Below are 25,643 nucleotides of genomic sequence, written 5' to 3' on the forward strand. Positions count from 1 at the left end.
GGAGGCACACGATCGCACCACCCGGTCGGTTCGTCCGATCGGACCTCACGCGCGCGGGTCACCTCGGCGGGTTCGGATGGGCGACGCCGTCGGCGAGTTCGCGAACCAGATCACGCAGCTGACCCTGACCGGCCTGCGCGGCGGTCACCAGGGCCGAACCCACGATGACACCGTCGGCATAGGAGGCGATCTCGGCGGCCTGCTCACCGCTGCGGACGCCGAGACCGACGCCGATCGGGATGTCGGAGTACTCGCGGATCCGGGCACAGAGCTCGGGAGCGGCGTTCGACACCGCTGTGCGAGCACCGGTCACTCCCATCGTGGAGGCCGCATAGACGAAACCGCGACACGCATCGATGGTGTAGGCCAGACGTTCCGGGGTCGACGACGGTGCGACCAGATAGATGCGGTCCAACCCGTGGGCGTCGGAGGCCTCGTGCCACGCATGCCCCTCCTCCGGGATGAGGTTGGGGGTGATCAGTCCGGCTCCCCCGGCCTCGGCGAGATCGGTGGAGAAACGCTCGACACCGTAGGCGAGGATGGGATTCCAGTAACTCATCACGACGGCCTGCCCACCGGCGTCGGTGATCGCGCGGACCGCAGTGAACACGTCGCGCACCCGCACCCCGTTGGTCAGTGCGAGATCGGCGGCTTCCTGGATCGTCGGCCCGTCCATCACCGGATCCGAATAGGGCACCCCGACCTCGATGATGTCGCACCCGGCCTCGACCATGGTGGTGAACGACTCCACCGAGCCGGCCACCGTCGGATAGCCCACGGGCAGATAGCCGATCAGCGCGGCGCGGCCCTGCTCGCGGCAGCGGGTGAAGACCGGTGAGAGCTTGGAGGCTCCGGCGTGTCGGACGGTCGGCGCAGTCATCGGCTCTCCCCCGGATCTGATTGGGCCGCTCCGGATTCGGACTGTGTCTCGGATTCCGATGGTGGCGGATCGAACAGATGGAACCATTCCGCGGCGGTGTCGACGTCCTTGTCACCGCGACCGGACAGGCTGACGACGATGATCGGTGCGCCCTGGGTACCGGCCTGCGCCCCGCGCGGTGAGGTGCGGGCGAGCTCGTGGCCGAGCTGCAACGCCCCGGCCACCGCATGCGCCGACTCGATCGCCGGGATGATCCCTTCCCGCCGGCTCAGCAACGCCAGTGCATTCATCGCCTCGGTGTCGGTGATCGGTCGGTACTCGGCCCGGCCGATGTCCTTGAGATAGGCATGCTCGGGACCGACCCCGGGGTAATCCAAACCCGCCGAGATGGAATGGGATTCGATGGTCTGGCCGTCCTCGTCCTGCAGGAGGTAGGAGAACGCACCCTGGAAGGCGCCCGGTGTACCACCGGTGAAGGTCGCCGCGTGCCGGCCGGTCTCGACGCCGTCACCGGCGGCCTCGTATCCGACGAGCCGTACGTCGGCGTCGTCGATGAACGGGTGGAACACACCGATCGCGTTCGAGCCGCCGCCGACGCAGGCCACCACCGCATCGGGCAGCCGCCCGGCGTGCGAGAGGATCTGCGCCCGGGCCTCGAGGCCGACGATGCGCTGCAGATCGCGTACCAGCATCGGGAACGGATGCGGCCCCGCTGCGGTACCGAAACAGTAATAGGTGTTGTGCGCGTTGGTGACCCAGTCGCGGAGCGCCTCGTTGATGGCGTCCTTGAGGGTCGCCGAGCCGGTCTCCACCGCGATCACCGTCGCACCGAGCAGACGCATCCGCGCCACGTTCAACGCCTGGCGTTCGGTGTCGACGCGACCCATGTAGACAATGCACTCCATCCCGAACAGGGCACAGCCGGTGGCGGTGGCGACCCCGTGCTGACCGGCACCGGTCTCGGCGATGATGCGCGACTTGCCCATCCGGCGGGCCAGCAACAACTGACCGAGCACGTTGTTGATCTTGTGGGAACCGGTGTGGTTCAGGTCTTCCCGCTTGAGGAAGACCCGCGCGCCGCCGGCATCGTCGGACAACCGCGTCGCCTCGTACAGCGGCGAGGGCCGACCGACGTAGTCACGTTGCAGCCGGTCGAGTTCGGCGAGGTAGTCGTCGTCGGTGCGCATCTTCTCGTAGGCGGTGGTCACCTCGTCGATGACCGCCATCAACGCCTCGGGAACGTGCCGCCCACCGTAGACACCGAAGTGTCCCCCGGCGTCGGGCTCGAGGGAGGTGCGGGTCGCCACTCCCTGACTGGCCGTGGGCAGGACGGTCGGGGCGGCGTCGGTGCCGCTGCTCTGATCGGTCGTCACAGGACACCTCACTGCATCACATACGCGTCCACGGCCTCGGCCGGAGCCGAAGACCGTGGTCAGCGAACGGGTTTCGGACAGGACGGGTGGGTGCCGGCGGTCACCAGCTCCGCCACCGCGGTACGGGGGTCGCCACTGGTGACCAGCCCCTCACCCACCAGGACCGCATCGGCGCCGGCGCCGGCGAACGCCAGCAGGTCGGCGGTGCCGCGCACACCCGACTCGGCGACCCGAATCACCTTGGTGGGCAGGCCCGGAGCGATCCGGGAGAAGTTGTCGCGATCGACCTCGAGGGTCTTGAGATTGCGGTTGTTGACGCCGACCACCGAGGCTCCCGCCTCCAACGCGCGATTGGCCTCTTCCTCGGTGTGCACCTCGACGAGAGCGGTCATGCCCAGACTCTCGGTGCGGTCGAGCAACGAGGCCAGCACGTTCTGTTCCAGGGCCGCGACGATCAGCAAGATCATGTCGGCACCATGTGCGCGCGCCTCATGGATCTGGTACGGCCCGACGATGAAATCCTTGCGCAGCACCGGGATGTTCACGGCCGCGCGGACGGCGTCGAGATCGGCGAGCGACCCGCGGAAGCGCCGCTCCTCGGTGAGCACACTGATGATCCGTGCACCACCGTCCTCGTAGGCACGCGCGAGTTCGGCGGGGTCGGCGATGGTGGCGAGCTCACCCTTCGACGGGCTGGCACGCTTGCACTCGGCGATCACCCCGATGCCGGGCTGCTGGAACGCAGCCATCACGTCCTTGGGGTCGGGCGCCTGGACCGAGGCCGCCTTGACGGCCGCGTAATCGACGACCGCTTCGCGCGCGGCGACGTCGGCCTTGACTCCCTCGATGATCGAATCGAGGACGTTCGGCGTGCTCACGACAGCTGGTTCCCTTTCGACGCTCCTTGCCCTCACCAGGGTAGACCGGGGTTCCCAACGGCCCGTGCGCGGGTCCGTCGAGACCCACGTCACGCCGAGCACCGCAGAGATCAGCGCTGTTCGGTCGGGTCGATCCCGGTGTCGAGGGCATCCCACATCATGCGTTCGTTCACGTGTGGCGGTTCCGTGCGCGCGGCGTCGCCGCCCGCGTCCGGGCCCTGCTGGCCGATGGGAGCCCCGGCCGGATCGGTCCCCGCATCGCCGGCCGCCTTGCGGCGCTCGTGCTCGGCGAAGATCTCACGTTCGAGTTCGTCACGGCGCGCGGCAGGCGTCCGATACTTGCTCGACATTCCCGCACCCGACGCCGACCGCAGCAACAGAACACCGGCCGCGACACAACACACCGTCCCCGCGAACACGATCACCGACACCCAGCCGTGGGTGGTCGTCAGCCGCACGATGTACCGATCGGACAGGTCGATCGCCCGTGCCGCGTACAGCGAATCGGAGCTGCTGGTCAGCAGAGACAGCGCGGGGAACGCGGCGAGTAATCCACCCGCTGCGACGAGGACCGCCACGATCCGCAATCCCCACCCGCGCAGCGAGAACGCCGCCAGGATCGCCGCGAGCAGCACCAACGCCAGCGGCGTCAGCCACGGACTCCAGTCGGCGCCCTTGACCTGCATGTATCGGTCCGGCGACATGCCGTCACCGGCGTAGACGGTCGCCCACGTCACGCGCGAGGCCGACCAGAATGCCAATGCACCCAACGCCATCAGGATCGCGGCGATCACCTTGATCCGCCGGGACCTGCGGGCCGGGTCGGCGGCGTCGGGTGTCGTCGGATCGGGGGCCTGCTCACTCACTTGTCGGCCCACCTTCGGCAGCGCCGCCGGAGACCCGACGCATCGTCGAGGCGGCGGCAACCGCGTTGAGCACCGCGGTCGCCTTGTTGCGGGCCTCGTTGTACTCGTAGTCGGGATCGCTGTCGGCCACGACCCCGCCGCCGGCCTGCACATAGGCGGTGCCGTCCTTGATCAACGCGGTGCGAATGGCGATCGCGGTGTCGGCGTTGCCGGCGAAGTCGAGATAGCCGACGATGCCGCCGTACAGGCCGCGCCGCGTCCGCTCGTGGGTGTCGATGAGCTCCATCGCCCGCACCTTGGGCGCGCCGGTGAGCGTCCCCGCCGGGAAGCACGCCGTCACCGCGTCCAGGGCGTGCTTGTCCGCACGCAACTCCCCCGACACCGTCGACACCAGGTGCATGACGTGGCTGTAGCGCTCGATGTGTCGGTAATCGCTCACCTTCACGGTGCCGGGACGGCACACCCGACCGAGATCATTACGTCCGAGATCGACGAGCATCAGATGTTCGGCGTTCTCCTTCTCGTCGGCGATGAGATCCTTCCCGAGCAGTTGATCCTCCTCCTCGGTCGCCCCACGCCACCGGGTACCGGCGATCGGATGGGTCGTCGCCCAGCCGTCCTGCACGGTCACCAGCGCCTCGGGGCTCGACCCGACGATCGTGAACGGATCGGACTCGATTCCCGGGATACGCAGCAGGTACATGTACGGGCTCGGATTGGACGCCCGCAGCACGCGATACACGTCGAGCGGGTCGGCGGCGGTGTCCATCTCGAACCGCATCGACGGCACCACCTGGAAGGCCTCGCCCGCCTCGATCTCGCCGACGAGGTCGCGCACGATCTCGTGGTACTCCTCGCGGCTGCGCTGCACCCGAAAGTCGGGAGCGGGCCGGTCGAAATGCGACACCGTCGACGGCGCCGGCGCGGCGAGGGCCTGGGTCATCCGGTCCAGCCGGGCCACGGCATCGGCGTAGGCCTGCTCGGCACGCTCATCGGAATCATCCCAATTGACGGCGTTGGCGATCAGGGTGATGGTGCCCTCGTGATGATCGACCGCGGCCAGATCGGTCGCCAGCAACATCATCAGATCCGGCAGGTGCAGGTCATCGGTGGTCGTCTCGGGGAGCCGTTCGAGCCGACGCACCATGTCATACGCCATGAATCCGACGAAGCCGCCGGTCAGCGGCGGCATGTCCGGCAACGGATCGGTGGCCAGCAGCCGTAGCGACTCGGCCAGCACCGTCAGCGGGTCACCGTCGACCGGCGCGCCGGACGGCACCGCCCCCCACCAACTGGCCTTGCCGTCGACAACGGTCAGCGCCGACGGTGCACCCGCGCCGATGAACGACCACCGCGACCAGCTCCGCCCGTTCTCGGCGGACTCGAGCAAGAAGGTGCCCGCGCGGTCGCCGGCGAGCTTGCGGTACGCCGACAGCGGTGTCTCCGAATCGGCGAGGACCTTGCGGGTCACCGGCACGACACGATGGTCGGCAGCCAGATCCAGGAACTCGGCCAGACTCGTCGTGGCCGAACCCGCCGCATGATCGTGGGTGGAGGTGCTCATCGCGGGTGTACTCATCCCAGGGGCTCGCCGCCCACGCCCCACTGGGTGCGCGGGATCTCGTTGATGGTGACCCATACCGAATCCGGGCTCTTGCCGGTGGCCCGCGCGTATGCCTCGGTCACCGCCGCGATGGTCTCGCGTTTCACCCGGTCGGAGAGCCCGGGAGTCTGCGAGATCTGGATCAATGGCATGACTGGTCGCCACCTTTCGTCAAATGAGTGTCCGCCCCGATTCTCCCAGGCACTACCCCGCGCCGGTCGCGTCGGGTTGGGCGAACGGCAACGACGGGGTGTCGAAGCAACTGTGATTGCCGGTGTGGCAGGCCGCCCCCACCTGATCGACGATCAACAGCACCGTGTCGCCATCGCAGTCGAGCCGGACGTCGTGCACGTACTGGGTGTGACCGCTGGTCTCACCCTTCACCCAATACTCCTGACGGGATCGCGAGAAGTAGGTCGCGCGCCGTGTGGCCAGGGTGCGTTCGAGCGCGGTGTCGTCCATCCACGCCACCATCAGCACCGTGCCCGTCTCGCGCTCCTGGGCGACCGCGCTGAACAGCCCGTCGGCATTGTGGGTGAGCCGACTCGCCAACTCGGGATCGAGAGCCATCGCCTCACACCTCCATCGGGGTGTCGGGTGCGTTCCGCACGGGAGTGTCGCGTGCGTTCCGCACCGGAGTGTCGCGTGCGTTCCGCACGGTGATCCCGGCGGCCGCCATCGACGCCTTGACCTCACCGATGGTGAGCTGGCCGAAGTGGAACACCGAGGCCGCGAGCACCGCATCGGCGCCCGCCGCGACCGCCGGCGCGAAATGCTCGACGGCCCCCGCGCCACCGCTGGCGATGACCGGTACCTCGACGGCCGCACGGACCGCGGTCAGCATGCGCAGATCGAAGCCCTGCTTGGTGCCGTCGGCGTCCATCGAGTTCAACAGGATCTCCCCGACGCCGAGTTCTTGTCCGCGCCTTGCCCATTCGACAGCGTCGATGCCGGTACCCCGGCGTCCGCCGTGCGTGGTGACCTCCCAACCGGACGGGGTGGGCTGCTCACCGTCGGGCACGGTACGCGCATCGACCGACAGCACGATGCACTGCGAACCGAAACGCCTGCTCATCTCCTCGAGCACCTCGGGCCGGGCGATCGCCGCGGTGTTGACGCTGACCTTGTCGGCGCCGGCCCGCAGCATCGTGTCGACGTCGGCGACGGTGCGGATGCCGCCACCGACGGTCAGTGGGATGAAGATCTGCTCGGCGGTGCGCCCGACGACCTCGATCATCGTGGCGCGCCCCGAACTCGACGCGGTGACGTCGAGAAACGTCAGCTCGTCGGCACCCTCCGCGTCGTAGCGGGCCGCGAGTTCCACCGGATCACCGGCATCACGCAGATTCGCGAAATTGACGCCCTTGACGACGCGTCCGTTGTCGACGTCGAGGCACGGGATCACACGCACGGCCAAAGTCATCGGTCGGTCTCCTCGGGTCGGGAGGCATCGGCGGACCACTCGTCACCGATCACCTCGTGCACAACGTCCATCAGCGCCGAATGAATCCCCGGTGACCCGGCGACCAACGACGGCGAGTCGACGGTCCACCGCTGTCCGGACAGATCGGTGGCCACGCCACCGGCAGCACGAACCAGGGCTGCGCCGGCGGCGTTGTCCCACGGGTGACGACCGAAGGCGATCGAGCCGCCGAACGTCCCCGACGCCGCATAGGCCATGTCGACACCGGTGCTACCGGTCATCCGCAGCCGGGCCACCCGCCCGGACAGCGCCCGAATCAGGTCGGCGCGGCGCGCACCGGGATACCGGCCGCCGTGCCCGACGTTGAACGGCCCGAAACCGATCGCGCACTGCGCCAACGACGTTGCGCCGGAAGGGGTCACCGGCTCACCGTTGCAGAGCAGTGGCGAGTCGAGGTGCCCGGCGAAACGTTGCCGCGACAACGGCAGCCACGTCAGACCCAACACGCTCTCGCCGTCGACGAGCAGCGCGAGCAGGATGCCCGTCAACGGCACACCGGCCGAATAGTTGTAGGTGCCGTCGACCGGATCGAGGACCCACACCACGCCCTTGTCGACGGGCGGACCGCCGAATTCCTCGCCATGCACCCCGATGCCGGTCAGCTCGGTCAGCTCGCCGACGATCCGGCGTTCGAGATCGAGATCGACCTGGGTGGCGAAGTCGGTGGCGCCCTTGCGCACCGCGCTCGGCGCTCCCAGACCGGCGATGAACTCGTCGCTGACCCCGTCGAGGACTCCCCCGGCCACCTCGAGCAGTCGGGACAGATCCAGGTCGGCGTCCGCGGTCACCGTCCGCCGACCGCCGTCAACGCCTCGGGCAGGGTGAACCGCCCGGCGTAGAGCGCCTTTCCGACGATCGCACCCTCCACGCCCTGCTCCACCAGACCGGCGATCGCGACGAGGTCATCGAGCGCCGACACCCCGCCGGAGGCGACGATCGGCGCGTCGGTGGCCGCGGCGACCTCGGCGAGCAGGTCGAGATTCGGTCCGCCCAGCGTGCCGTCCTTGGAGACGTCGGTGACGACGTAGCGGGCGCATCCGTCGCCGTTGAGGCGTTCGAGCACCTCCCACAGATCGCCGCCGTCGGTCACCCATCCGCGCCCGCGCAAACGGTACGACGAGCCTTCCCGGATGACGTCGAGTCCGACGGCGATCCGGTCGCCGAATCGCTCGATCGCCGTGGCGCACCACTGCGGATTCTCCAGCGCGGCGGTGCCCAGATTCACCCGCGTACAACCGGTGGCCAGTGCGGCATCGAGCGACTCGTCGTCGCGGATGCCGCCGGACAATTCGACCTTCACGTCGAGTTCGCCGACGACCTCGGCGAGCAGGTCACGATTGTTGCCGCGTCCGAAGGCCGCGTCGAGGTCGACGAGGTGAATCCACTCCGCGCCGTCCTTCTGCCAGGCGAGCGCGGCCTCCCGCGGTGAACCGTAGGAGGTTTCCGTACCGGCGGCGCCCTGGACCAGGCGCACCGCCTGACCATCGGCGACGTCGACGGCCGGAAGCAGTTCGAGGGTTGTTCCCATGGGGTTGCGCGGGTCCTTTCAGGAGGTCGGGGGGTTGCTGCGGTGCTGGGCGCGCAGCGCGCGTTCGGCTTTGCCGATCAAGCGTTTGGAGGTGATGCCGATCGCCGTGATCATCAGCACGATGCTGACCAGCGACGCGACCAGCCCGGCGATCGCATTCCATTTGGCCAACGCCAGCACCACCGGGATGCAGATCACCAGCACGATGACACCCGCGCCGAGGACGAACAGGACGAATCGACCGTAGGAGAAGCGGTACTGCGGATCGCCACCGGCACCCGAGTCGGTCATGAGAGGGCCCCGATCCAGTTGGCGAGCAGGTGCGCCCCGGCGTCACCGGATTTCTCCGGATGGAACTGGGTGGCGCTCAGTGGACCGTTCTCGACGGCGGCGAGGAATTTCCCACCGTAGTCGGCCCAGGTCAACCGGGGTGCGCGGAGCGCGGTGCCGTCGTTGTCCATCTCCCAGGACTGCGCGGCATAGGAGTGCACGAAGTAGAAGCGGGTGTCGGCGTCGAGCCCGGCGAACAGCACCGAATCTTCGGGGGCATCGACGGTGTTCCATCCCATGTGTGGCAGCACCGGCGCGGGCAGCCGGGTGATCGAACCGGGCCATTCACCACACCCGTCGGCTTCCTCCCCGAACTCGACACCGTGATCGAACAGGATCTGCATGCCCACGCAGATCCCGAGGACCGGACGGCCGCCGGCGAGGCGACGCCCGATGATCCGGTCACCCTTCACCGCACGCAGTCCCTCCATACAAGCCGCGAAGGCCCCGACGCCCGGCACGACCAAACCGGTCGCGTTCAGGGCGGTGTCGAAATCGGCCGAGACGGTGACCGCAGCGCCGGCCCGCTCCAGTGCCCGCTGCGCCGACCGCAGATTCCCCGACCCGTAATCGAGGACGACGACGTCGGGCCCGCTCATAGAGCACCCTTCGTCGAGGGCACCCCGGTCACCCGCGGATCGGCCTCGGTGGCCTCGCGCAACGCCCGGGCAACGGCTTTGAACTCCGCCTCGGTGATGTGGTGCTGATCGCGTCCGTAGAGCACCCGAACATGCAGTGCGATACGGGCATTCAGCGCGATCGACTCGAAGATGTGCCGATTGATGATCGTCGAGTACGGGACGCCCGGGTACCCGCCGATGACCGCGGCCAGCAGATGCTCCGGCTCGCCGGTGTGGACGCAGTACGGCCGGCCCGACACGTCGACGACGGCGTGTGCGAGGGTCTCGTCCATCGGGATGTAGCAGTCACCGAAGCGACGGATGCCCTTCTTGTCCCCGAGCGCCTGACCGAGCGCCTGACCGAGGACGATCGCGGTGTCCTCGATGGTGTGGTGGCCCTCGACCTCGACATCACCGGTCGCCTTGACCGTCAGATCGAAGCTGCCGTGCGCACCGAACGCGGTGAGCATGTGATCGAAGAACGCGATGCCGGTGGAGATGTCGGTGCGACCGGTGCCGTCGAGGTCGATCTCGACGGCGATCGACGACTCCTTGGTGGTGCGCTCGACCCTGCCGATGCGGGCCCCGGTTGTGCTCGACTCCTGTGTGGTGCTCACTCAGCCATTCTCCAGATCGGTTGCGGCCAGGCGTCTACTGACCTCGAGGAAGACGTCGTTCTCGGTACGCAGACCGACCGTCACCCGCAGGTATGCGGGAATCCCGACGTCACGGATGAGGACCCCGTCATCGAGGTAGCGCTGCCACGACGCCGGGGCGTCGGCGAACCGTCCGAACAGAATGAAGTTGGCGTCGGAGTCGATCACCTCGAAACCTGACGCGGCGAGCTCGGCGACGACGCGCTTGCGTTCGGCGATGATCGTGGCGACCCCCGCCAGGGTCTCCTCGCCGTGGCGCAGCGCCGCTCGCGCGGACGCCTGGGTCAGCACCGACAGGTGATAGGGCAACCGCACGAGTTGCAGGGCTTCGACGATCGCCGGCGACGCGGCCAGATACCCGAGCCGTCCGCCGGCGAAGGCGAACGCCTTGCTCATCGTGCGGCTCACGACGACCTTCGCCGGGAACTCGTCGATCAATTCGGCCGCACTGGGTTGCTCGGAGAACTCACCGTACGCCTCGTCGACGATGACGATGCCCGGCGCGGCATCGACGATGGCGCGCAACCCGGCATTCGGGATCGACGCACCCGTCGGGTTGTTGGGCGAGGTGAGGAACACGACGTCGGGGCGGCGCGCGGCGACCTCACCGATGGCGTAATCGACGTCGAGCGAGAAATCGGCGTTGCGTTTGGCCTCCAGCCACGTGGTGGTGGTGCCGTCGGAGATGATCGGATGCATCGAATAACTGGGCACGAACCCCAACGCGGTCCGCCCCGGCCCCCCGAAGGCCTGCAGCAGCTGCTGCAGGATCTCGTTGGAACCATTTGCCGCCCAAAGGTTCTCGACCGACAACCGCACGCCGGTGGCGCGGGTGAGATACTCCGCCAACTCGGTACGCAGCGCGACCGCATCCCGGTCGGGGTATCGATGCAACTCCGCCGCCGCAGCACGGACCGACTCGGCGACGTCGGCGATCAACGCCGCCGACGGCGGATGCGGGTTCTCATTGGTGTTGAGCACCACCGGAACCGTCAACTGCGGTGCACCGTAGGCACTCTTCCCACGAAGGTTGTCCCGCAACGGCAACTCGTCGACCGAGATCGACGCGCCGGGAACACTCGGCCCGCTCGCTGCACTCCCGGCGCCAGGCACACTCGGCCCGCTCGCTGCGCTCCCGGCGCCAGGCACACTCGGCCCGCTCGCTACGCCCTCCGCGGTCACCGCGCGTCCTCCATGAAGCGCCGGGTGATCGCATCCCCGTGTGCCGGAAGGTCTTCGGCCTGCGCCAGGGTGACGACCTTGTCTGCGACATCACGCAGTGCGGCCTCGTCGTAGTCGATGACGTGGACGCCCTTGAGGAAGGTCTGTACCGACAACCCCGACGCGAAGCGCGCCGAACCCGAGGTCGGCAGAACGTGATTGGAACCCGCACAGTAATCACCGAGGCTGACCGGCGCGTAGTTACCGACGAAGATCGCGCCGGCATTGTGCACGCGATCGGCCACCGCGGCCGCGTCGCGCGTCTGAATCTCGAGATGCTCGGCGGCGTAGGCGTCGACCACCGCCAGTCCCGCCTCGAGATCGTCGACGAGCACCACACCGGATTGCTTGCCCGCCAAGGCGGTTGCCACCCGTTCGCGGTGTTTGGTCTGTGCCACCTGGCCGTCGAGGGCCGCATCGACGGCATCGGCGAGGTCGACGCTGTCGGTGACGAGTACCGACGCGGCCAGGACATCGTGCTCGGCCTGGGAGATCAAGTCTGCGGCAACGAGTTCGGGCACCGCGGTGGCGTCCGCGAGAATCGCGATCTCGGTCGGCCCGGCCTCGGAGTCGATACCCACGACCCCGCGGCACAACCGCTTGGCCGCGGTCACGTAGATGTTGCCCGGCCCGGTGATGAGGTCCACCGGATCGAGGACGGCGCCGGGCGCATCGGCGGCATCGGCGTCGGTTCCGCCGTAGGTCAACAAGGCAATGCCCTGCGCTCCGCCGACCGCCCACACCTCGTCGACCCCGAGCAACGCGCACGCGGCCAGGATCGTCGGATGCGGCCATCCGCCGAAGTCCTTCTGCGGCGGCGAGGCCACCACCAGCGACCCCACGCCGGCCTCCTGCGCCGGAACGACGTTCATGATCACCGACGAGGGATACACGGCATTGCCGCCGGGCACGTACAGACCGACGCGTCGCACCGGAATCCACTTCTCACTGACCACACCACCGTCGACGACCTGCGTCCGCGAGGTCTGTCTGCGCTGATCGGCGTGCACCGCCCGCGCGCGGGTGATCGACTCGCGCAACGCGTCGGCGACCGCCGGATCCAACGCCGCAAGTGCGTCACCGATCACCGACGACGGCACCCGCACCGACGCGGGCCGTACACCGTCGAACCGTTCCCCGTAGTCCAGCGCCGCAGCCGTGCCGCGCTCGGCGACGGCATGAACCACCGGCCCCACCGTGTCGAGAACGGCGTTGACGTCGGTGCCCCCGCGGGGCAACGCACGACGCAGTTCAGCAAGCGTCGGGGTGCTACCGCGCAGGTCGGTTCGGGCGAGCATGGATCTCTCCTGGCATGACTGGAGGAAATGACCCATCCAGGATACGGGCACGAGGCGAGCGGATTTCACCTGCACCTCATGGGAGCGAGCAGCGCAAACCTTGCGGATGCAAGGACTCGGATTCATTACGCGCCTCTAACGAAATCGCACCATGGGTAACTCTGACCCCATCCGTCACGGATATGCTCACAGCGACCTCACAGATATGCGTCGGGAGCCACACGAACCGAACGGAGCACGTGGATGACAACTCGACGACCTGGTCTGAGACGACAAGCACCGAACGGCACCGAACCCCATGGCGCCGGACCCACCGCCTCCTCGTGGGCCCGCCGCATCGGGATGATCGCGGCGATGCTGCTGCTGGCCGCGACCGTCGGTGCGCAGGTGCCGGCTCGCGCGCAGGCGGCACACCTCGTCGCCGTCCACGACCTCTCCCCGACCGAGTCGGTGCTCGAGGTGTACTCGTCGGCGATGGGCAAGGTGATCACCAGTCAGGTCCTGCACCCGCCGGGTCGACCTGCGGGACCTGCCGTCTACATGCTGCCGGGACTCGGCGGCGGCGAGGACGGGATCTCCTGGATCAACAACGGTGGCGCCCGTGCCTTCTTCGCAGGCAAGACCGTGACGGCCGTCTTCCCGGTCGGAGGTCGCGCGTCGATGTTCACCGACTGGCAGCGCGACGATCCGATCCTGGGCCGCAACAAGTGGCGAACCTTCCTGACACGGGAACTCCCCCCGATCGTCAACCGCGCCTTCCACACCAACGGGGTCAACGCGATCACCGGGGTGTCGATGTCGGGAGGTCCGGCCCTGGCGATCGCCGAATCGGCTCCGGGCATGTATCGCGCGGTCGCGTCCTACAGCGGATGTCCCGGTACCACCGACCTGCTCGGTGTCGGCGCGGTAACCGCCGTGGTCACACGCGGCGGCGGCAACATGCTCAACATGTGGGGACCGCCGGGCGGACCGGACTGGGTGGCCAATGACCCGATCGTCAATGCGGGCAAGCTGCGTGGCACGGCGGTGTTCCTGTCGGCGGCCACCGGTATGCCCGGCCCGATCGACGGTGGCCCGGCCGAGACCCTCGGCGGACTCGCCGGCGGCGGTCAGATCGAGGCGTACACACGAGTGTGCACTGCAGCCATGTCGAATCGGTTGACCGCCTTGGGGATTGCGCACACATTCTCGGCACGCCCACTGGGATCGCACTCCTGGGGCGTGTTCGCCGCGGACCTGCGCGCCTCGTGGCCGGTGATCGGGCGCGCGATCGGGGCGTGAGCGCCGTGCTCGCCAGACCTCGTCGAAACATCTACCGATCCGCGGCATTCCTTGGGCGAGTGATTCCTGTGTTGTTCGGAATTCCGGAAGGAAATCACGACAATGCCATTCGGCAGCGGCGGGTGGGGTCGTCGATCTCGGCGATGCGGACCGAGAACCTCTTTACGAGATGTGATTACGTGGAGGGTCATGAACGTGACCCACATTTCGGGCCGACATTCATCTGACACATCTGCAGCGGTGGCCGCCGGCGCGCTGGCGGCACTGGTGTCCTTCGTCGGTTCCTGGATTCCGCAATTCTGGTACGACGAGATGGCCACGCTCGGCGCGGCGCGGCGCACGCCCGCACAATTGATGCGGCTCCTCGGCAATGTCGACGCTGTCCACGGCGCCTACTACTGGTTCATGGACGGGTGGTTGCGCCTCGTCCCGGACACCGAGTTGTGGACCCGTCTACCCGGGGTGGTGGCCATCGGACTCGCCGGCGCAGGCATCCATGTGCTCGCCCGGAGGCTGACGGGGCCGACCACGGCACTCGTCGCCGCGGTGTTCTTCGCATTCCTGCCGAGTACCGTTCAGACCGCGACGGAAGCCCGCCCGTATGCCTTCACCGTTGCCGCCGCGGTCTGGGCCACCCTCGCGTTGGTCACGCTGGTGCGCGCGATCCTCGACGGTCGGCGCTGGTGGCCCGCAGCACTGACCTATGGTGTGCTGCTGGTGACGAGCATGGCCTTCTCGATCCTGAGCGCCCCGCTGATGGCCGCTCACGCGCTCAGTGTGCTGATCTCGCGATCGACTCGTCGCGCGATCCCCATCGTGCTGGCGTGCATGGTTGCCGCGGTGATCGTCGTCTCCCCACTCGTGCTCGCGGTCGCCGACCAATCCGGCCAGGTCGCCTGGATCGGCGGTTACCACTACAACCCGGTGCTTCGCGTCAACGACATCGCTTTCCCCAACGCACCGCAATTGACGTTGTTGGCCCTCGTCGTGGGGGTGTGCACGCTCGTCGGTATCGTCCGTGCACGCGCGGACCGGGGTTCCGTTGCGACCCAGCCACCACCGCCCGGCCTGACGCTGCCGGTGATTGCGTGGCCGTGGCTGATCGTGCCACCGATTCTCTTGGGCCTGTATTCCCTGATCAGCCCGTCGTTCGTGACGCGGTACCTGTGGTTCGTCGCGCCCGCGGTGGCACTGCTACTCGCGGCGGGCGTGATTCGCCTCGCCGACAACCGAATCCGGGCCGGGGTGCCGATGGTGGCCGTCTGGACGGCAGCCTTCGTCGTTCTGGCCCTACCGACCGTCGTCTACCTGCACACACCGCTGACGAAGCCGTACGGCATCGACTATCGTTCGGCCACAAAGTATCTCGCCGAACACGTTGCGGCCGAGGACTGCCTCGTCGAGGGCGATGTCGCGCACGCCGACGGCACGTCCCGCTACATCGCCGAGGGCTATCCGCAGGGATTCGCGCGCGGGCGAGACATCATGCTCGACGACACTGCCGGGTCGTCCCTCGATCGCGGTGCACTCTGGGACCGGTCACTGCCCATGGACACGACCGGTCAGCGGGCGCGGGGTTGCCCGCGGGTGTGGGTGCTCACCGATCGGGAGAATGCGTCGGTTCCGTCGGATAGTCTGCGTGCGAACGGGTTTCGCGAGTCGGGCAGGTTCACCGGGAAGGACCTCCAGGTGATCGCATTCGTCCCGACCCGGTGACCCCGCGGTGTCAGGTGAATGCCTTCAGGTCGGGGTAATTGGAGATCTCCCAGCCGCCGTCGACGACGAGGCTGGTGCCGTTGATGTAGCTCGCCTGGTCGCCGGCCAGAAAGAGACAGGCGTCGGCGATCTCCTCGGGTGTGCCCGCCCGGTCCATCACGATCCGATTCAGATAGTCCGTGGCCACCGATTCGATACCGAGGAACGGTGCGGTCACCGGCGTATCGACGAGTCCCGGCAGGACGGCGTTGACGCGGATTCCGTCGGCTCCGAGTTCCAGCGCCGCGTTCTTGGTGAAACTCTCGACGCCCGCCTTGGCTGCCGCGTACGAGCTGCCTCCATATTGCGGTACATGGGCATTGAGCGACGACACATTGACGATGGCGCCGCCGCGGCCACCGTCGCGAATCGCTCGTGCAGCATGTCGAGTGACCAGATAGGTGCCCTTGAGCACGACATCGATCGTGGCGTCCCAGTCCGACGTCGGCCCGTCCACGATGGTGCCGATCCGCGCGATGCCGGCGACGTTGAATGCGACGTCGGGTTGGCCGAACCGCTCGACGGCGAGTGCGACAGCACCGGCGACGTCGTCCTCCTGTGCCACGTTGCCGGCCACCCCGACGACGGTGTCCCCGAGGCCCTTCGCCACCGACGCGACGCCGTCGGCGTTGAGATCCAGCAGAGCCACGGAGGCTCCCTCGTCGACAAGTTTTCGGCCGACCGCAGCGCCGATACCCGAAGCTCCGCCGGTGACCAGCGCGACCTTGTCCTCGAACCGCGACATGGTTGTCCTCCTCAGTCAGGTGTGTACACCACGGATGTGATGCTCCCCACACCGTAGGGAGCATCATGCGCGTTGGACATTCCCCGACAGGGGCAGCACAAATAGCACTTTCGTGGAATAGGAACACACTCGACGCATCAGAGCACCGTCGACGCAGTCACCACGGGTTCGGCCGGGGGCGCGCACACCGATCGGCGCGAGGGCTCCCGAGGCTCGTCGTTCGCCCCGATGGTCGAGGCGCTCGGCGCCCCAGTCGCCGGTTGGCTTCAGGTGATGATGTCGAGCCCGAGATCGAGCACGGTCACCGAGTGGGTGAGCGCTCCCACGGCGAGATAGTCGACGCCGGTGCGGGCGTATTCGGCAGCGACGTCGAGCGACAGGCCGCCGGAACTCTCCAGCTTGGTCTGCGGGGACCGAGAATTGCGGCGCTGCACCGCGATCTGGGTGGCCCAGGGCTCGAAGTTGTCCAGGAGTACCAGTTGCGGCGACAATTCGAGGACCTCGTCGAACTGTTCGAGCGAATCGACCTCGACCTCCACCGGCAGCTCCGGCGCGGCCGCGCGCACGGCCTCCAGCGCGGCGCGGACCGACCCGGCCGCGGCCACATGGTTGTCCTTGATCAGTGCGGCGTCACCCAGGCCCATCCGATGGTTGACACCGCCGCCGGCGCGGACGGCGTACTTCTGCAGAGACCGCATGCCGGGCAAGGTCTTCCGGGAATCCCTGATCTTGACGTCGGTACCGGCGACCGCGTCGACCCACGCCGCAGTCGCGGTAGCGATCCCCGACAGGTGACACAGCAGATTCAGACATGTGCGCTCGGCGGTGAGCAGAGACGCGGTCGGTGCATGTACCGCGAGGACCGTGTCGCCGGGTGCCACTCGCGTGCCGTCGGGCACAACCTCGGTCACCGTGTACGCCCCTACACCGACGACCTCGTCGAACACCGCCTGCGCCACCGGGATTCCGGCGACGACGCCGTGTTGGCGGGACACGATCGCGGCGTCGGTGCTCGCGTCCGGCGCCACGGTGGCCGCGGTGGTCACGTCGGGTCCGTAGCGCAGGTCCTCGTCGAGTGCGGTGCGGATGAGTGCGCGGATCTCGTCGGTGATCTCGAGTTCGTCTCGGCCCGTGGCCGTTTCCTGCCCGACGAACGTGGCACTCATCGCGTCACTCCCCCGAGCCCGGATTGCCGATCGCGATCATCCGCTCGACGCTGCGACGTGCACGCTCGGCGACGTCGTCGGCGACGAACACCTCGTCGCGGCCCTCCCGCAACGCACGCAGTAGCGCAGCCGGGGTGATCATCTTCATGTACGGGCACGAAGCGCGATCGTTGACGGCCTGGAAGTCGATGCCGGGGGCGGCCTTTCGCAGCTGGTGCAACATGCCGATCTCGGTGGCGACGAGGACCTGCTTGGCACCGGTGGCGCGGGCGGCGTCGATCATCCCGCCGGTGGAGAGGATCTTGACCCGGTCGTCGGGAACCGCACCCTCACCGGCGAGATACAACGCCGATGTGGCGCAACCACATTCGGGGTGGATGAACAGGTCGGCGTCGGGGTGGGCGTTGGCCTGCGCGGTCAGCTCGTCACCGTTGATCCCGGCGTGCACGTGGCATTCGCCGGCCCAGATGTGGATGTTGTCGCGGCCGGTCTCACGCTTGACGTGTGCCCCGAGGAACTGATCGGGCAGGAAGAGCACATCACGCTCGGGATCGATCGAGGCGACCACGTCGACGGCGTTCGACGAGGTGCAGCAGATGTCGGTGAGGCCTTTGACCTCGGCGGTGGTGTTCACGTAGGAGACCACGACGGCGTCGGGGAACTCTTCCTTCCAGGCGCGCAGGTCGTCGGCGGTGATCGAGTCGGCCAGCGAACAGCCGGCGCGGGCGTCGGGAATGAGCACACGCTTGTCGGGGCTCAGGATCTTCGCGGTCTCGGCCATGAAATGCACACCACAGAAGACGATCTCGTCGGAGTCGACCTCCGCGGCGATGCGCGACAGGGCCAGCGAGTCGCCGACGTGGTCGGCGACGTCCTGGATGGCCGGCAGCTCATAATTGTGGGCGAGCAGCGTGGCATTGCGGGCACGTGCGAGGCGTCGGATCTCCTCGGCCCACTCCGCGGTCGGTTCGACACCGGTGTATCCCCCGGGACCGTCCACCCACCGGGCGTCGACCAGTGCCGGCGTGGTGTCGCCGACGGCGATGCGGTCGCTGGTGATGCTCATCTGCCACTCCGTCCTTCATGCCGCTCGGGCATTGCTGCTCGCGGCACGGGCTGTGCTCCGAGACCGGTTTTCGACTACTGATCGAAAACCTGGTGATCATCGTAACACCGGCCCGTGCGCGGACATTCCGGCGCACACGAGTAGTTCCAAGCGCATTCCAAGTAGTCCACTACGCGTTTGCCGGAGACTCGTCGAACGTAGCGTCGGTACTGCGTCGCCGCACATCCCCTCACCTGCATGTTCACAGGAGGCCTGACCATCATGACCGCAAGCCTGACCCCCGCCGGAGAATCCCGGGCCCCGATCGTCCCCATCGCCGCACCGCGCCCGGTGATCCCGGTGCGGCGGGCATACTCCACACCCCTGCAGGCGGTTCGCCGCCGTCAGGAGGCCCTCGAACGTCTCGCCGCGCGTCGCATCGTCCCCCCGATGCCACAACCGGAGGCGCTGCGCCCTGTCCTCGTGCCCGAGCCGGCGGAAACACGCCAGTATCCCGCTGTCCCCCTGACGTGCCGCGAAGTCGAGGTGTTGCGTACCTGGCTGCTCGTGGACTCCAAGTCGGAGGCAGCGACGGATCTGAACATCTCGGTGGGCACCGTCAACACCCACCTGGCCAGGATTCGCAGCAAGTACGCCCAGGCCGGACGCACTGCACGCACCAAGGCATCGCTGGTGGCCCGCGCCATCCAGGACGGGCTGGTCGTGCTCGACGAGCTCTAAGGCGGCCGCCGGACGAGCACACAGCCGTCAGAGTTCACAGTCGTGAATTCACATGGGCGGCTTGAGGGTGGCGAACTCGTCGGTGACTCGAAGTTCGTTGTCCGCGAAGGCATACAACGCCGGTGGTCGTCCCCCGGACCGACCCGTCCGGCCCAACGTGCCGGTGGCGACGACGACACCCCGCCGACTGAGGATGCGCAGGAGATTGGTGGTGTCGACGCGGTAGCCGAGAGCGGCACCGTAGATCTCGGAGAGCTCCGACATCGGGAACCTGCTCGGCGCCAACGCGAAAGCGATGTTGGTGTAGGAGAGCTTCGCGGCCAACCGATGGCGGGCCTTGGTGATGACAGAGCCGTGGTCGAAGGCCAGTTCGGGCAACGCGTCGACACGGTGCCAGTCGGCGCGATCCGGTGAGGTGGTGCGCGCATCGCTGGGAACGAGTCCGAGGTAGGTCGACGCGATGGTGCGGATACCCGGCACACGATGCGGCGCGGAGAACACCGAAAGCTGCTCGAGGTGCGCGAGAGTGCCGATGTCGACCATGTCGGCGACGACCAGTCGCGCGCAGGTTTCCAGGGTGTCCTCGGCGCCGACCCGCCCGCCGGGGAGACACCAGGTCGATCCCTCGCCGCGGGTCAGGAGCACACAAAGTTCCGGCGCGGTGTCATCGATGTCGCGGACCTGGAACACCGCGGTCAGGACCTCGACACGCAAGGGCGAGACGGACGCCTCGTCGGACTCGGCGCGCGCGGGTGATGGCATGGGGTCGATTGTAGGGGTGAGTCGCAGTGACGACGGGCGCCGTCGACGTGGTGACGGGCGCCGTCGGCGTAGAGACGGGCGCTGTCGGCGTCGGGACGGGCGCCGTCGGCGACTACGCGGGCGGGGCGGGTTGCGCGGGAACCGGTTGCGGCTCCGGGGTTTCGGGCGCCACGTCGCCGACGCCGAGATCTCCGTGGCGATTCGCCAGGGCGAACACGAGGTAGACGACCGTGGCCGCGAGCGGCGCACAGATCGCCAATGCCCATGGACCACTGGGGGTTCCGCGGGTGGCGCCGTCGAGCCACAGTTGCGGGACGGCGCGGAAGAGGGCGCCCACCGCGACCGAGTCGGGGTCGGTGAAGCGACGCGCTGCGATCAGCGTCCCGGCCCATCCGGCGATGCCCGACCCGAGCACCGTGGTGAGGAAGACGGTCGCGTACCCGGGCAGCCCGCGCCAGCCCGGGGCCACCAGCCACCCGAGCACACCGCCCAGCGCGCCGTACCCGAGCATGACGAAGGCGAATGCCGAGACACCGGCGATGCTGTCAATCGGATACACCTGATGCGCGCCTTTCAGCGCGCTCATCGACGGGGTGATCACAGCCCACAGACCACCGGCGACCACCCCGAGCACTCCGATCACCACTGCACACGCCGCCAGCGTCGCCGGGGTGCGGTGCGCGAGGTGCCTGCGGGGTCCGGCGGACACCGGACCGGGCGCGGTCATCGGTGACCCAGGTCGGAGGAGTCGACGCGACCGTGCCGCGAGCACCGCGCATCCCATCCGTCCGGGCGGACCTGCACGATCATGCGCCGCCCGCACTGCCCGCAGAATCGGGGCGGCTCGAGGCCGAGCCGGGCCGCGGGCGGTATCGCGTCGGCCGACTCGATCTCCACCTCGATCCCGGTGTACACGCCGTACCGGCACGGCTGATCCAGCGGGCCCGGGATCGGCACCGCACCGGAGGTCAGGCTTGTTGTCATGGCACCACTCACGCTGGCGAGCCTAGTCACGTTCGTCCTCGGTGTGGATCAGATGCTGTCGTTGAGCGCCTTGATGGGCATCGACAGGTCCTGCAGGAGATCGAGGTCGTCCTCGGCAGGGCGACCCAACGTGGTCAGGTAGTTGCCGACGATGACGGCGTTGATGCCGCCGAGGATGCCCTGCTTGGCCCCGAGATCGCCGAGGGTGATCTCCCGGCCGCCGGCGAACCGCAGAATCGTGCGCGGCAGGGCCAACCGGAACGCGGCGACGGCCTTGAGCGCTTCGGCTGCGGGGAGCACGTCAAGATCGCCGAACGGGGTGCCCGGACGCGGATTCAGGAAGTTCAGCGGCACCTCGTCGGGCTCGAGCGAGGCGAGGTCGGCGGCGAACTCGGCGCGCTGCTCGAGGGACTCCCCCATGCCGAGGATGCCGCCGCAGCAGACCTCCATGCCCGCGTCGCGGACCATGCGCAGCGTGTCCCAACGCTCTTCCCAGGTGTGGGTGGTGACCACGTTCGGGAAGTGACTGCGGGCGGTCTCCAGGTTGTGGTTGTAGCGGTGGACGCCCATGTCCTTGAGCTGGTCGACCTGTTCCTGGGTGAGCATGCCCAGGCTGCAGGCGATCTGGATGTCGACCTCGTTGCGGATCGCCTCGATCCCGGCGGCCACCTGCGAGAGCAGGCGCTTGTCGGGGCCGCGGACCGCCGCGACGATGCAGAATTCGGTGGCACCGGTCTTGGCCGTCTGCTTGGCGGCCTCGACCAGCGACGGGATGTCGATCCAGGCGCTGCGCACCGGAGACGCGAAAAGGCCCGACTGCGAACAGAAGTGGCAGTCCTCGGGACACCCGCCGGTCTTGAGCGAGATGATGCCCTCGACCTCCACCTCGGGTCCGCACCACCGCATGCGGACGTCGTGGGCCAGTTGCAGCAGCTCGGTGAGCCGGTCGTCGCCGAGTCGGAGCACGGTGAGCACCTGATCGCGGGTCAGCGCTTCACCGCGTTCGAGGACCTGGGCGCGGGCGACGGCGAGGATGTCGTCGGTGTCGGTCCCGGCCGCGACGTCGGACTGTACGGGGGCCTGGGTCATGGGTGAACTCCTTGATGTGAGGGCACGGATGGTGGTGCGGGTACGGACTGAGGTGACGGCGCCGGCGTTGCAGGGGTGAGGCTCTCGATCCAGCCGGGGTCGAACCAGCCGGGTGCGGACTCGGTGAAGTCGGCCTGGCTACGGCCGCCGGCACCGGCGGGTAGCACCCCGACCACCGGCACCCGGGTCAGCCGGGGCAGATCCTCGCGATTGCAGCGCATCGCGAGATCGGGTGTGCGCGGCCACGATCCGAGAACGAGCCCGGCCGGCCGCAGCCCCGCTGACCTAATGGCCCGAACCGTCAGTTCGGTGTGATTGAGGGTGCCGAGTGCGGGGTCGACGACGACGAGCACGTCGGCGACGAGTGCGGCGGCCACGTCGAGGATCGTGTGTTCGGGAGCCAACCGGACCAGCACCCCGCCGGCCCCCTCGACCAGCGTCATCTGATGCGCCGCAACAAATCCGGCGATCTGACGGCCCATCGTGCCGGGGTCGGCCTGCGGCGCCCCGGCATGTCGGGCCGCGGTCTCGGGGGCGAGTGGGTCGGCGAACCGCACGCACTCGTGGGTCGGCAGCGCTCCGGCAAGGGCAGTGACGGTGGCGAGATCACCGGGCTCGTCGGGTTCGACGCCGGTCTGGGCGGGCTTGCACACCGCGACATCGACACCGCGGGCCGCCAGCGTCGCGGCGAGCGCTGCGGTGACGACGGTCTTACCCACGTCGGTCGAGGTGCCGGCAATCACCAGGCAACGATCCGCAAGGCCATGTGAACCCGTAAGACCCTGTGGGACAACCCGACCACCGGTCATCGAACACCCACTTCCCGGAGCGCGGCGAGGACGACGTCGGCGGCACGATCGACGTCGGCGGCGTCGAGGTCGGCGCGCATCGTCAGCCGCAGACGCGAGGTACCCGGTGGCACCGACGGCGGTCGGAAGCATCCGACGAACACCCCGCGGGCCCGGCAGGCGGCGGCGGCGGCGAGCGCGGGTTGCGGATCACCGACGATCACCGAGAGCACCGCGGAGGTCTGCGGGATTCCGTCCGGGTCGAGCGGCAGGGCCAGGCCGAGACGACCTGCGATGCGAAGGACGTTGTCGCGCAACCGTAGTGGCATGTCCGGGTCCGTCCGCAGCAATGCCAGGGCGGCCCGGGCGGCACCGACCGCCCCCGGATTGAGGCCGGTGTCGAAGATGAAGGTGCGGGCCCGGTCGATCAGGTGGCCGCGCAGCACCGTCGGTCCGAGCACCACTCCCCCTTGTGCGCCCAGCGATTTCGAGGCGACCGTGGTCACCACGAGATCCGGCGCACCGGAGAGGCCGGCCTCGGCGATGACGCCGCGCCCGCCCGGGCCGCGCACCCCGAGGCCGTGCGCCTCGTCGACCAGCAGCGCCGCGCCGTGCGCTCGTGCGGCGTCGTAGAGTTCGCGCACGGGAGCGGCGGCGCCGTCGACGCTGTAGATCGAGTCGGTGACGACGAGTGCGCGTTCCTCGTCCCGGGCTGCGAGCGCCGCGCGGACCGCGTCGTGATCGCCGCGATCGACGACCACCACACGCGCACGCGACAGCCGGCAGCCGTCGATCAGGGAGGCGTGGGTACCGGTGTCGCTGACGATCAGGTCGCCGCGCCCGACGAGCGCGGTGATCGCCCCGACGTTGGCGAGGTAGCCGGAGGAGAACACCAGAGCCGAAGGGAATCCCAGGAATTCGGCGATCTCGCCTTCGAGGTCGAGGTGCGCCCGGGTGGTGCCAGCGACCAGTCGCGAGGCGGTCGAGCCCGCACCCCACTCGTCGATCGCCGTGCGCGCCGCGGCAAGCACCACCGGATTCCGCGACATCCCCAGGTAGTCGTTCGAGGCGAGATCGAGCAGGCCCGCACCACCGTCGCGGACGACGGGGTCCCGATGCAGCCCGGCCTGCGCGGTGGCCCGCTGGGCCGCATGCAGCCAGTCAAGGGCGGGCCCGGTCGTGCCGATGATCGTGTCCGTGGTGGTCACGACGACACCACCTCTCGGGTTGCGGCGATACTGGCCCGCGCCGCCGATGCCATGCCGCGGGTGATCACGTCGACGTCGTCGTCGGAGCAGAGGAACGGCGGCATGGCATAGATCAGGGTGCGGAACGGTCGCAGCCATGCGCCGGCGTCGAGCGCGGCGGTGGTGGCGGCCGCCATGTCGACCGGTCGGTCGAGTTCGACGACACCGATCGCGCCGAGGACCCGGACGTCGCGCACACCGTCGAGGTGGCGCAGCGGGTCGAGTCCGCGGCGCAGCCCGTCCCGGATGCGGGTGACGTCGTCACGCCACGGGCGCGACGCCAGCAGCTCGGTCGAGGCGACGGCGACCGCGCACGCCAACGGATTGGCCATGAACGTCGGGCCGTGGGCGAGTCCGCCCGCCTCGCCGGAACTGATCACCTCGGCAACCTCCTCGGTGCACAGGGTCGCTGCGAGGGTCAGGTATCCCCCGGTCAACGCCTTGCCGACACACATGATGTCGGGGGCGACGCCGGCCTGATCGGCGGCGAACATCGATCCGGTACGACCGAAGCCGGTGGCGATCTCGTCGAAGATCAACAACACGCCCTGCTCGTCGCAGATGCGGCGCAGCGCGCGCAGATGCGCCGGGTCGTGGAACCGCATGCCCCCGGCACCCTGGACGATCGGTTCGACGATGATCGCCGCGAGTTCGTCACGATGGGCCGCGACGACGTCGGCGAGGTCGGCGTCATAGGAGTCGTCGGCGTCCTCCGGCGGCGCGGGCACGAAGATCTGGCGGGCCAGGACGTCGGTCCACATGCTGTGCATGCCGCCGTCGGGGTCGCACACGCTCATCGGGGTGAAGGTGTCGCCGTGGTAGCCGCCGCGCCAGGTGAGCAACCGGGTACGGCCCGGTTCGCCGCGACCGCGCCAGTACTGCAACGCCATCTTGACCGCGACCTCCACCGAGACCGAACCGGAATCGCAGAAGAACACCTTGCGCAGCGGCTCGGGGGTGAGGTCGACGAGCAGCTCGGCGAGTCGCGCCGCGGGCTCGTGGGTGAGTCCGCCGAACATGACGTGCGACATCGAGTCCAGCTGACGCCGCACTGCGGCGTCGAGGACCGGGTGACGATAACCGTGGATGGCCGCCCACCACGAGCTCATCCCGTCGACGACCGTGCGTCCGTCGGCCAGCTCCAGTCGCACGCCGGATGCGCCGGTGACGACGAGCGGCCGGGTCGACGGTGGGAACGCACCGTAGGGATGCCAGATGTGGTCCGCATCGATGCGGCTGATGCTCATCTGATCCACGGGGACGTTCCTTCCATGTGTCGATGCGGGCGACGTGTCGATCCGGGG

General features: G+C 68.5%; 28 protein-coding genes. 3 read left to right on the forward strand and 25 right to left on the reverse strand.

Going from position 1 to position 25,643, the window contains the following annotated elements; translation table 11 throughout:
- Positions 1–58: 58 nt before the first annotated feature.
- From trpA to hisD, 15 genes are all read right to left on the reverse strand, one after another.
- Positions 59–880: a tryptophan synthase subunit alpha gene (gene trpA, locus AC5ZH6_RS14770; RefSeq protein ID WP_014360298.1), complete on the reverse strand. Its 822-nt coding sequence runs from the start codon at positions 878–880 to the stop codon at positions 59–61.
- Complete coding sequence (gene trpB / locus AC5ZH6_RS14775; protein WP_496167401.1) at positions 877–2,253, reverse strand: tryptophan synthase subunit beta; 1,377 nt, start codon at positions 2,251–2,253, stop codon at positions 877–879. The genes trpA and trpB overlap by 4 nt, the downstream gene beginning before the upstream one ends.
- A 59-nt stretch (positions 2,254–2,312) precedes the next feature.
- A complete protein-coding gene (gene trpC, locus AC5ZH6_RS14780; RefSeq protein ID WP_006371430.1) occupies positions 2,313–3,131 on the reverse strand; it encodes an indole-3-glycerol phosphate synthase TrpC in 819 nt (272 codons plus the stop codon).
- 110 nt (positions 3,132–3,241) lie between these two features.
- A complete protein-coding gene (locus tag AC5ZH6_RS14785) occupies positions 3,242–3,997 on the reverse strand; it encodes a TIGR02234 family membrane protein (protein WP_014360300.1) in 756 nt (251 codons plus the stop codon).
- Positions 3,990–5,576: an anthranilate synthase component I gene (locus AC5ZH6_RS14790; protein ID WP_020170964.1), complete on the reverse strand. Its 1,587-nt coding sequence runs from the start codon at positions 5,574–5,576 to the stop codon at positions 3,990–3,992. Before AC5ZH6_RS14790 ends, AC5ZH6_RS14785 begins: the two co-directional genes overlap by 8 nt.
- Complete coding sequence (locus AC5ZH6_RS14795; protein WP_006371433.1) at positions 5,573–5,752, reverse strand: tautomerase family protein; 180 nt, start codon at positions 5,750–5,752, stop codon at positions 5,573–5,575. Before AC5ZH6_RS14795 ends, AC5ZH6_RS14790 begins: the two co-directional genes overlap by 4 nt.
- Positions 5,753–5,804: 52 nt before the next feature.
- The gene (gene hisI, locus AC5ZH6_RS14800; protein ID WP_014360302.1) at positions 5,805–6,170 is read right to left on the reverse strand and encodes a phosphoribosyl-AMP cyclohydrolase; all 366 of its coding nucleotides are present in this window, start codon (positions 6,168–6,170) and stop codon (positions 5,805–5,807) included.
- 4 nt (positions 6,171–6,174) lie between these two features.
- The gene (gene hisF, locus AC5ZH6_RS14805; RefSeq protein ID WP_020170963.1) at positions 6,175–7,023 is read right to left on the reverse strand and encodes an imidazole glycerol phosphate synthase subunit HisF; all 849 of its coding nucleotides are present in this window, start codon (positions 7,021–7,023) and stop codon (positions 6,175–6,177) included.
- Positions 7,020–7,871, reverse strand: coding sequence for an inositol monophosphatase family protein (locus tag AC5ZH6_RS14810; RefSeq protein ID WP_014360304.1), 852 nt, complete (start codon positions 7,869–7,871; stop codon positions 7,020–7,022). The genes hisF and AC5ZH6_RS14810 overlap by 4 nt, the downstream gene beginning before the upstream one ends.
- On the reverse strand, positions 7,868–8,611 hold the full coding sequence (gene priA, locus AC5ZH6_RS14815) for a bifunctional 1-(5-phosphoribosyl)-5-((5-phosphoribosylamino)methylideneamino)imidazole-4-carboxamide isomerase/phosphoribosylanthranilate isomerase PriA (RefSeq protein WP_014360305.1): 744 nt from the start codon (positions 8,609–8,611) through the stop codon (positions 7,868–7,870). Before priA ends, AC5ZH6_RS14810 begins: the two co-directional genes overlap by 4 nt.
- 18 nt (positions 8,612–8,629) lie before the next feature.
- Complete coding sequence (locus AC5ZH6_RS14820) at positions 8,630–8,902, reverse strand: hypothetical protein (protein ID WP_020170962.1); 273 nt, start codon at positions 8,900–8,902, stop codon at positions 8,630–8,632.
- Positions 8,899–9,540 (reverse strand): imidazole glycerol phosphate synthase subunit HisH, encoded by a 642-nt coding sequence (gene hisH, locus AC5ZH6_RS14825; protein WP_020170961.1) that lies wholly within the window; start codon positions 9,538–9,540, stop codon positions 8,899–8,901. Before hisH ends, AC5ZH6_RS14820 begins: the two co-directional genes overlap by 4 nt.
- On the reverse strand, positions 9,537–10,178 hold the full coding sequence (gene hisB / locus AC5ZH6_RS14830) for an imidazoleglycerol-phosphate dehydratase HisB (protein WP_020170960.1): 642 nt from the start codon (positions 10,176–10,178) through the stop codon (positions 9,537–9,539). The genes hisH and hisB overlap by 4 nt, the downstream gene beginning before the upstream one ends.
- The gene (locus AC5ZH6_RS14835; protein WP_020170959.1) at positions 10,179–11,330 is read right to left on the reverse strand and encodes a histidinol-phosphate transaminase; all 1,152 of its coding nucleotides are present in this window, start codon (positions 11,328–11,330) and stop codon (positions 10,179–10,181) included. It abuts the gene before it with no gap.
- A gap of 65 nt (positions 11,331–11,395) precedes the next feature.
- Positions 11,396–12,736 (reverse strand): histidinol dehydrogenase, encoded by a 1,341-nt coding sequence (gene hisD, locus AC5ZH6_RS14840; protein WP_288337296.1) that lies wholly within the window; start codon positions 12,734–12,736, stop codon positions 11,396–11,398.
- A gap of 243 nt (positions 12,737–12,979) precedes the next feature.
- On the opposite strand from hisD, the gene AC5ZH6_RS14845 reads away from it, so the two are divergent.
- Positions 12,980–14,017: an alpha/beta hydrolase gene (locus AC5ZH6_RS14845; RefSeq protein WP_020170957.1), complete on the forward strand. Its 1,038-nt coding sequence runs from the start codon at positions 12,980–12,982 to the stop codon at positions 14,015–14,017.
- Positions 14,018–14,206: 189 nt separating this feature from the next.
- On the forward strand, positions 14,207–15,733 hold the full coding sequence (locus tag AC5ZH6_RS14850) for a glycosyltransferase family 39 protein (protein WP_231386654.1): 1,527 nt from the start codon (positions 14,207–14,209) through the stop codon (positions 15,731–15,733).
- Between the two features lie 10 nt (positions 15,734–15,743).
- Here the strand turns inward: AC5ZH6_RS14850 and AC5ZH6_RS14855 are convergent, their stop codons facing one another.
- The 3 genes from AC5ZH6_RS14855 to nadA form a co-directional block, all read right to left on the reverse strand.
- A complete protein-coding gene (locus tag AC5ZH6_RS14855; protein ID WP_020170955.1) occupies positions 15,744–16,517 on the reverse strand; it encodes an SDR family NAD(P)-dependent oxidoreductase in 774 nt (257 codons plus the stop codon).
- 266 nt (positions 16,518–16,783) lie between these two features.
- Positions 16,784–17,683: a carboxylating nicotinate-nucleotide diphosphorylase gene (gene nadC / locus AC5ZH6_RS14860; RefSeq protein ID WP_020170954.1), complete on the reverse strand. Its 900-nt coding sequence runs from the start codon at positions 17,681–17,683 to the stop codon at positions 16,784–16,786.
- A 4-nt stretch (positions 17,684–17,687) separates the two neighbouring features.
- Positions 17,688–18,749, reverse strand: a complete 1,062-nt coding sequence (gene nadA, locus AC5ZH6_RS14865; RefSeq protein WP_276112944.1) for a quinolinate synthase NadA — start codon at positions 18,747–18,749, stop codon at positions 17,688–17,690.
- 261 nt (positions 18,750–19,010) lie between these two features.
- Between nadA and AC5ZH6_RS14870 the strand changes: the two genes are divergently transcribed.
- Positions 19,011–19,469: a LuxR C-terminal-related transcriptional regulator gene (locus AC5ZH6_RS14870; RefSeq protein ID WP_006371451.1), complete on the forward strand. Its 459-nt coding sequence runs from the start codon at positions 19,011–19,013 to the stop codon at positions 19,467–19,469.
- A gap of 48 nt (positions 19,470–19,517) precedes the next feature.
- Here AC5ZH6_RS14870 and AC5ZH6_RS14875 read toward each other — a convergent pair whose 3' ends face one another.
- The 7 genes from AC5ZH6_RS14875 to AC5ZH6_RS14905 all read right to left on the reverse strand — a co-directional run bounded on the left by AC5ZH6_RS14875 (position 19,518) and on the right by AC5ZH6_RS14905 (position 25,595).
- Positions 19,518–20,231: an NUDIX hydrolase gene (locus AC5ZH6_RS14875; RefSeq protein ID WP_094600686.1), complete on the reverse strand. Its 714-nt coding sequence runs from the start codon at positions 20,229–20,231 to the stop codon at positions 19,518–19,520.
- Between the two features lie 112 nt (positions 20,232–20,343).
- The gene (locus AC5ZH6_RS14880; RefSeq protein ID WP_006371453.1) at positions 20,344–20,958 is read right to left on the reverse strand and encodes a DUF2567 domain-containing protein; all 615 of its coding nucleotides are present in this window, start codon (positions 20,956–20,958) and stop codon (positions 20,344–20,346) included.
- Positions 20,955–21,215, reverse strand: a complete 261-nt coding sequence (bsaP, locus tag AC5ZH6_RS14885) for a biotin synthase auxiliary protein BsaP (RefSeq protein ID WP_035728452.1) — start codon at positions 21,213–21,215, stop codon at positions 20,955–20,957. Before bsaP ends, AC5ZH6_RS14880 begins: the two co-directional genes overlap by 4 nt.
- Positions 21,216–21,263: 48 nt before the next feature.
- On the reverse strand, positions 21,264–22,304 hold the full coding sequence (bioB, locus tag AC5ZH6_RS14890) for a biotin synthase BioB (RefSeq protein ID WP_006371455.1): 1,041 nt from the start codon (positions 22,302–22,304) through the stop codon (positions 21,264–21,266).
- Complete coding sequence (gene bioD / locus AC5ZH6_RS14895) at positions 22,301–23,047, reverse strand: dethiobiotin synthase (protein ID WP_006371456.1); 747 nt, start codon at positions 23,045–23,047, stop codon at positions 22,301–22,303. Before bioD ends, bioB begins: the two co-directional genes overlap by 4 nt.
- A 62-nt stretch (positions 23,048–23,109) precedes the next feature.
- Positions 23,110–24,300 (reverse strand): 8-amino-7-oxononanoate synthase, encoded by a 1,191-nt coding sequence (locus AC5ZH6_RS14900; RefSeq protein WP_006371457.1) that lies wholly within the window; start codon positions 24,298–24,300, stop codon positions 23,110–23,112.
- Positions 24,297–25,595, reverse strand: coding sequence for an adenosylmethionine--8-amino-7-oxononanoate transaminase (locus tag AC5ZH6_RS14905; RefSeq protein WP_006371458.1), 1,299 nt, complete (start codon positions 25,593–25,595; stop codon positions 24,297–24,299). The genes AC5ZH6_RS14900 and AC5ZH6_RS14905 overlap by 4 nt, the downstream gene beginning before the upstream one ends.
- Between the last annotated feature and the right edge of the window lie 48 nt (positions 25,596–25,643).

It is taken from the genome of Gordonia sp. YC-XJ4 (assembly GCF_059511865.1).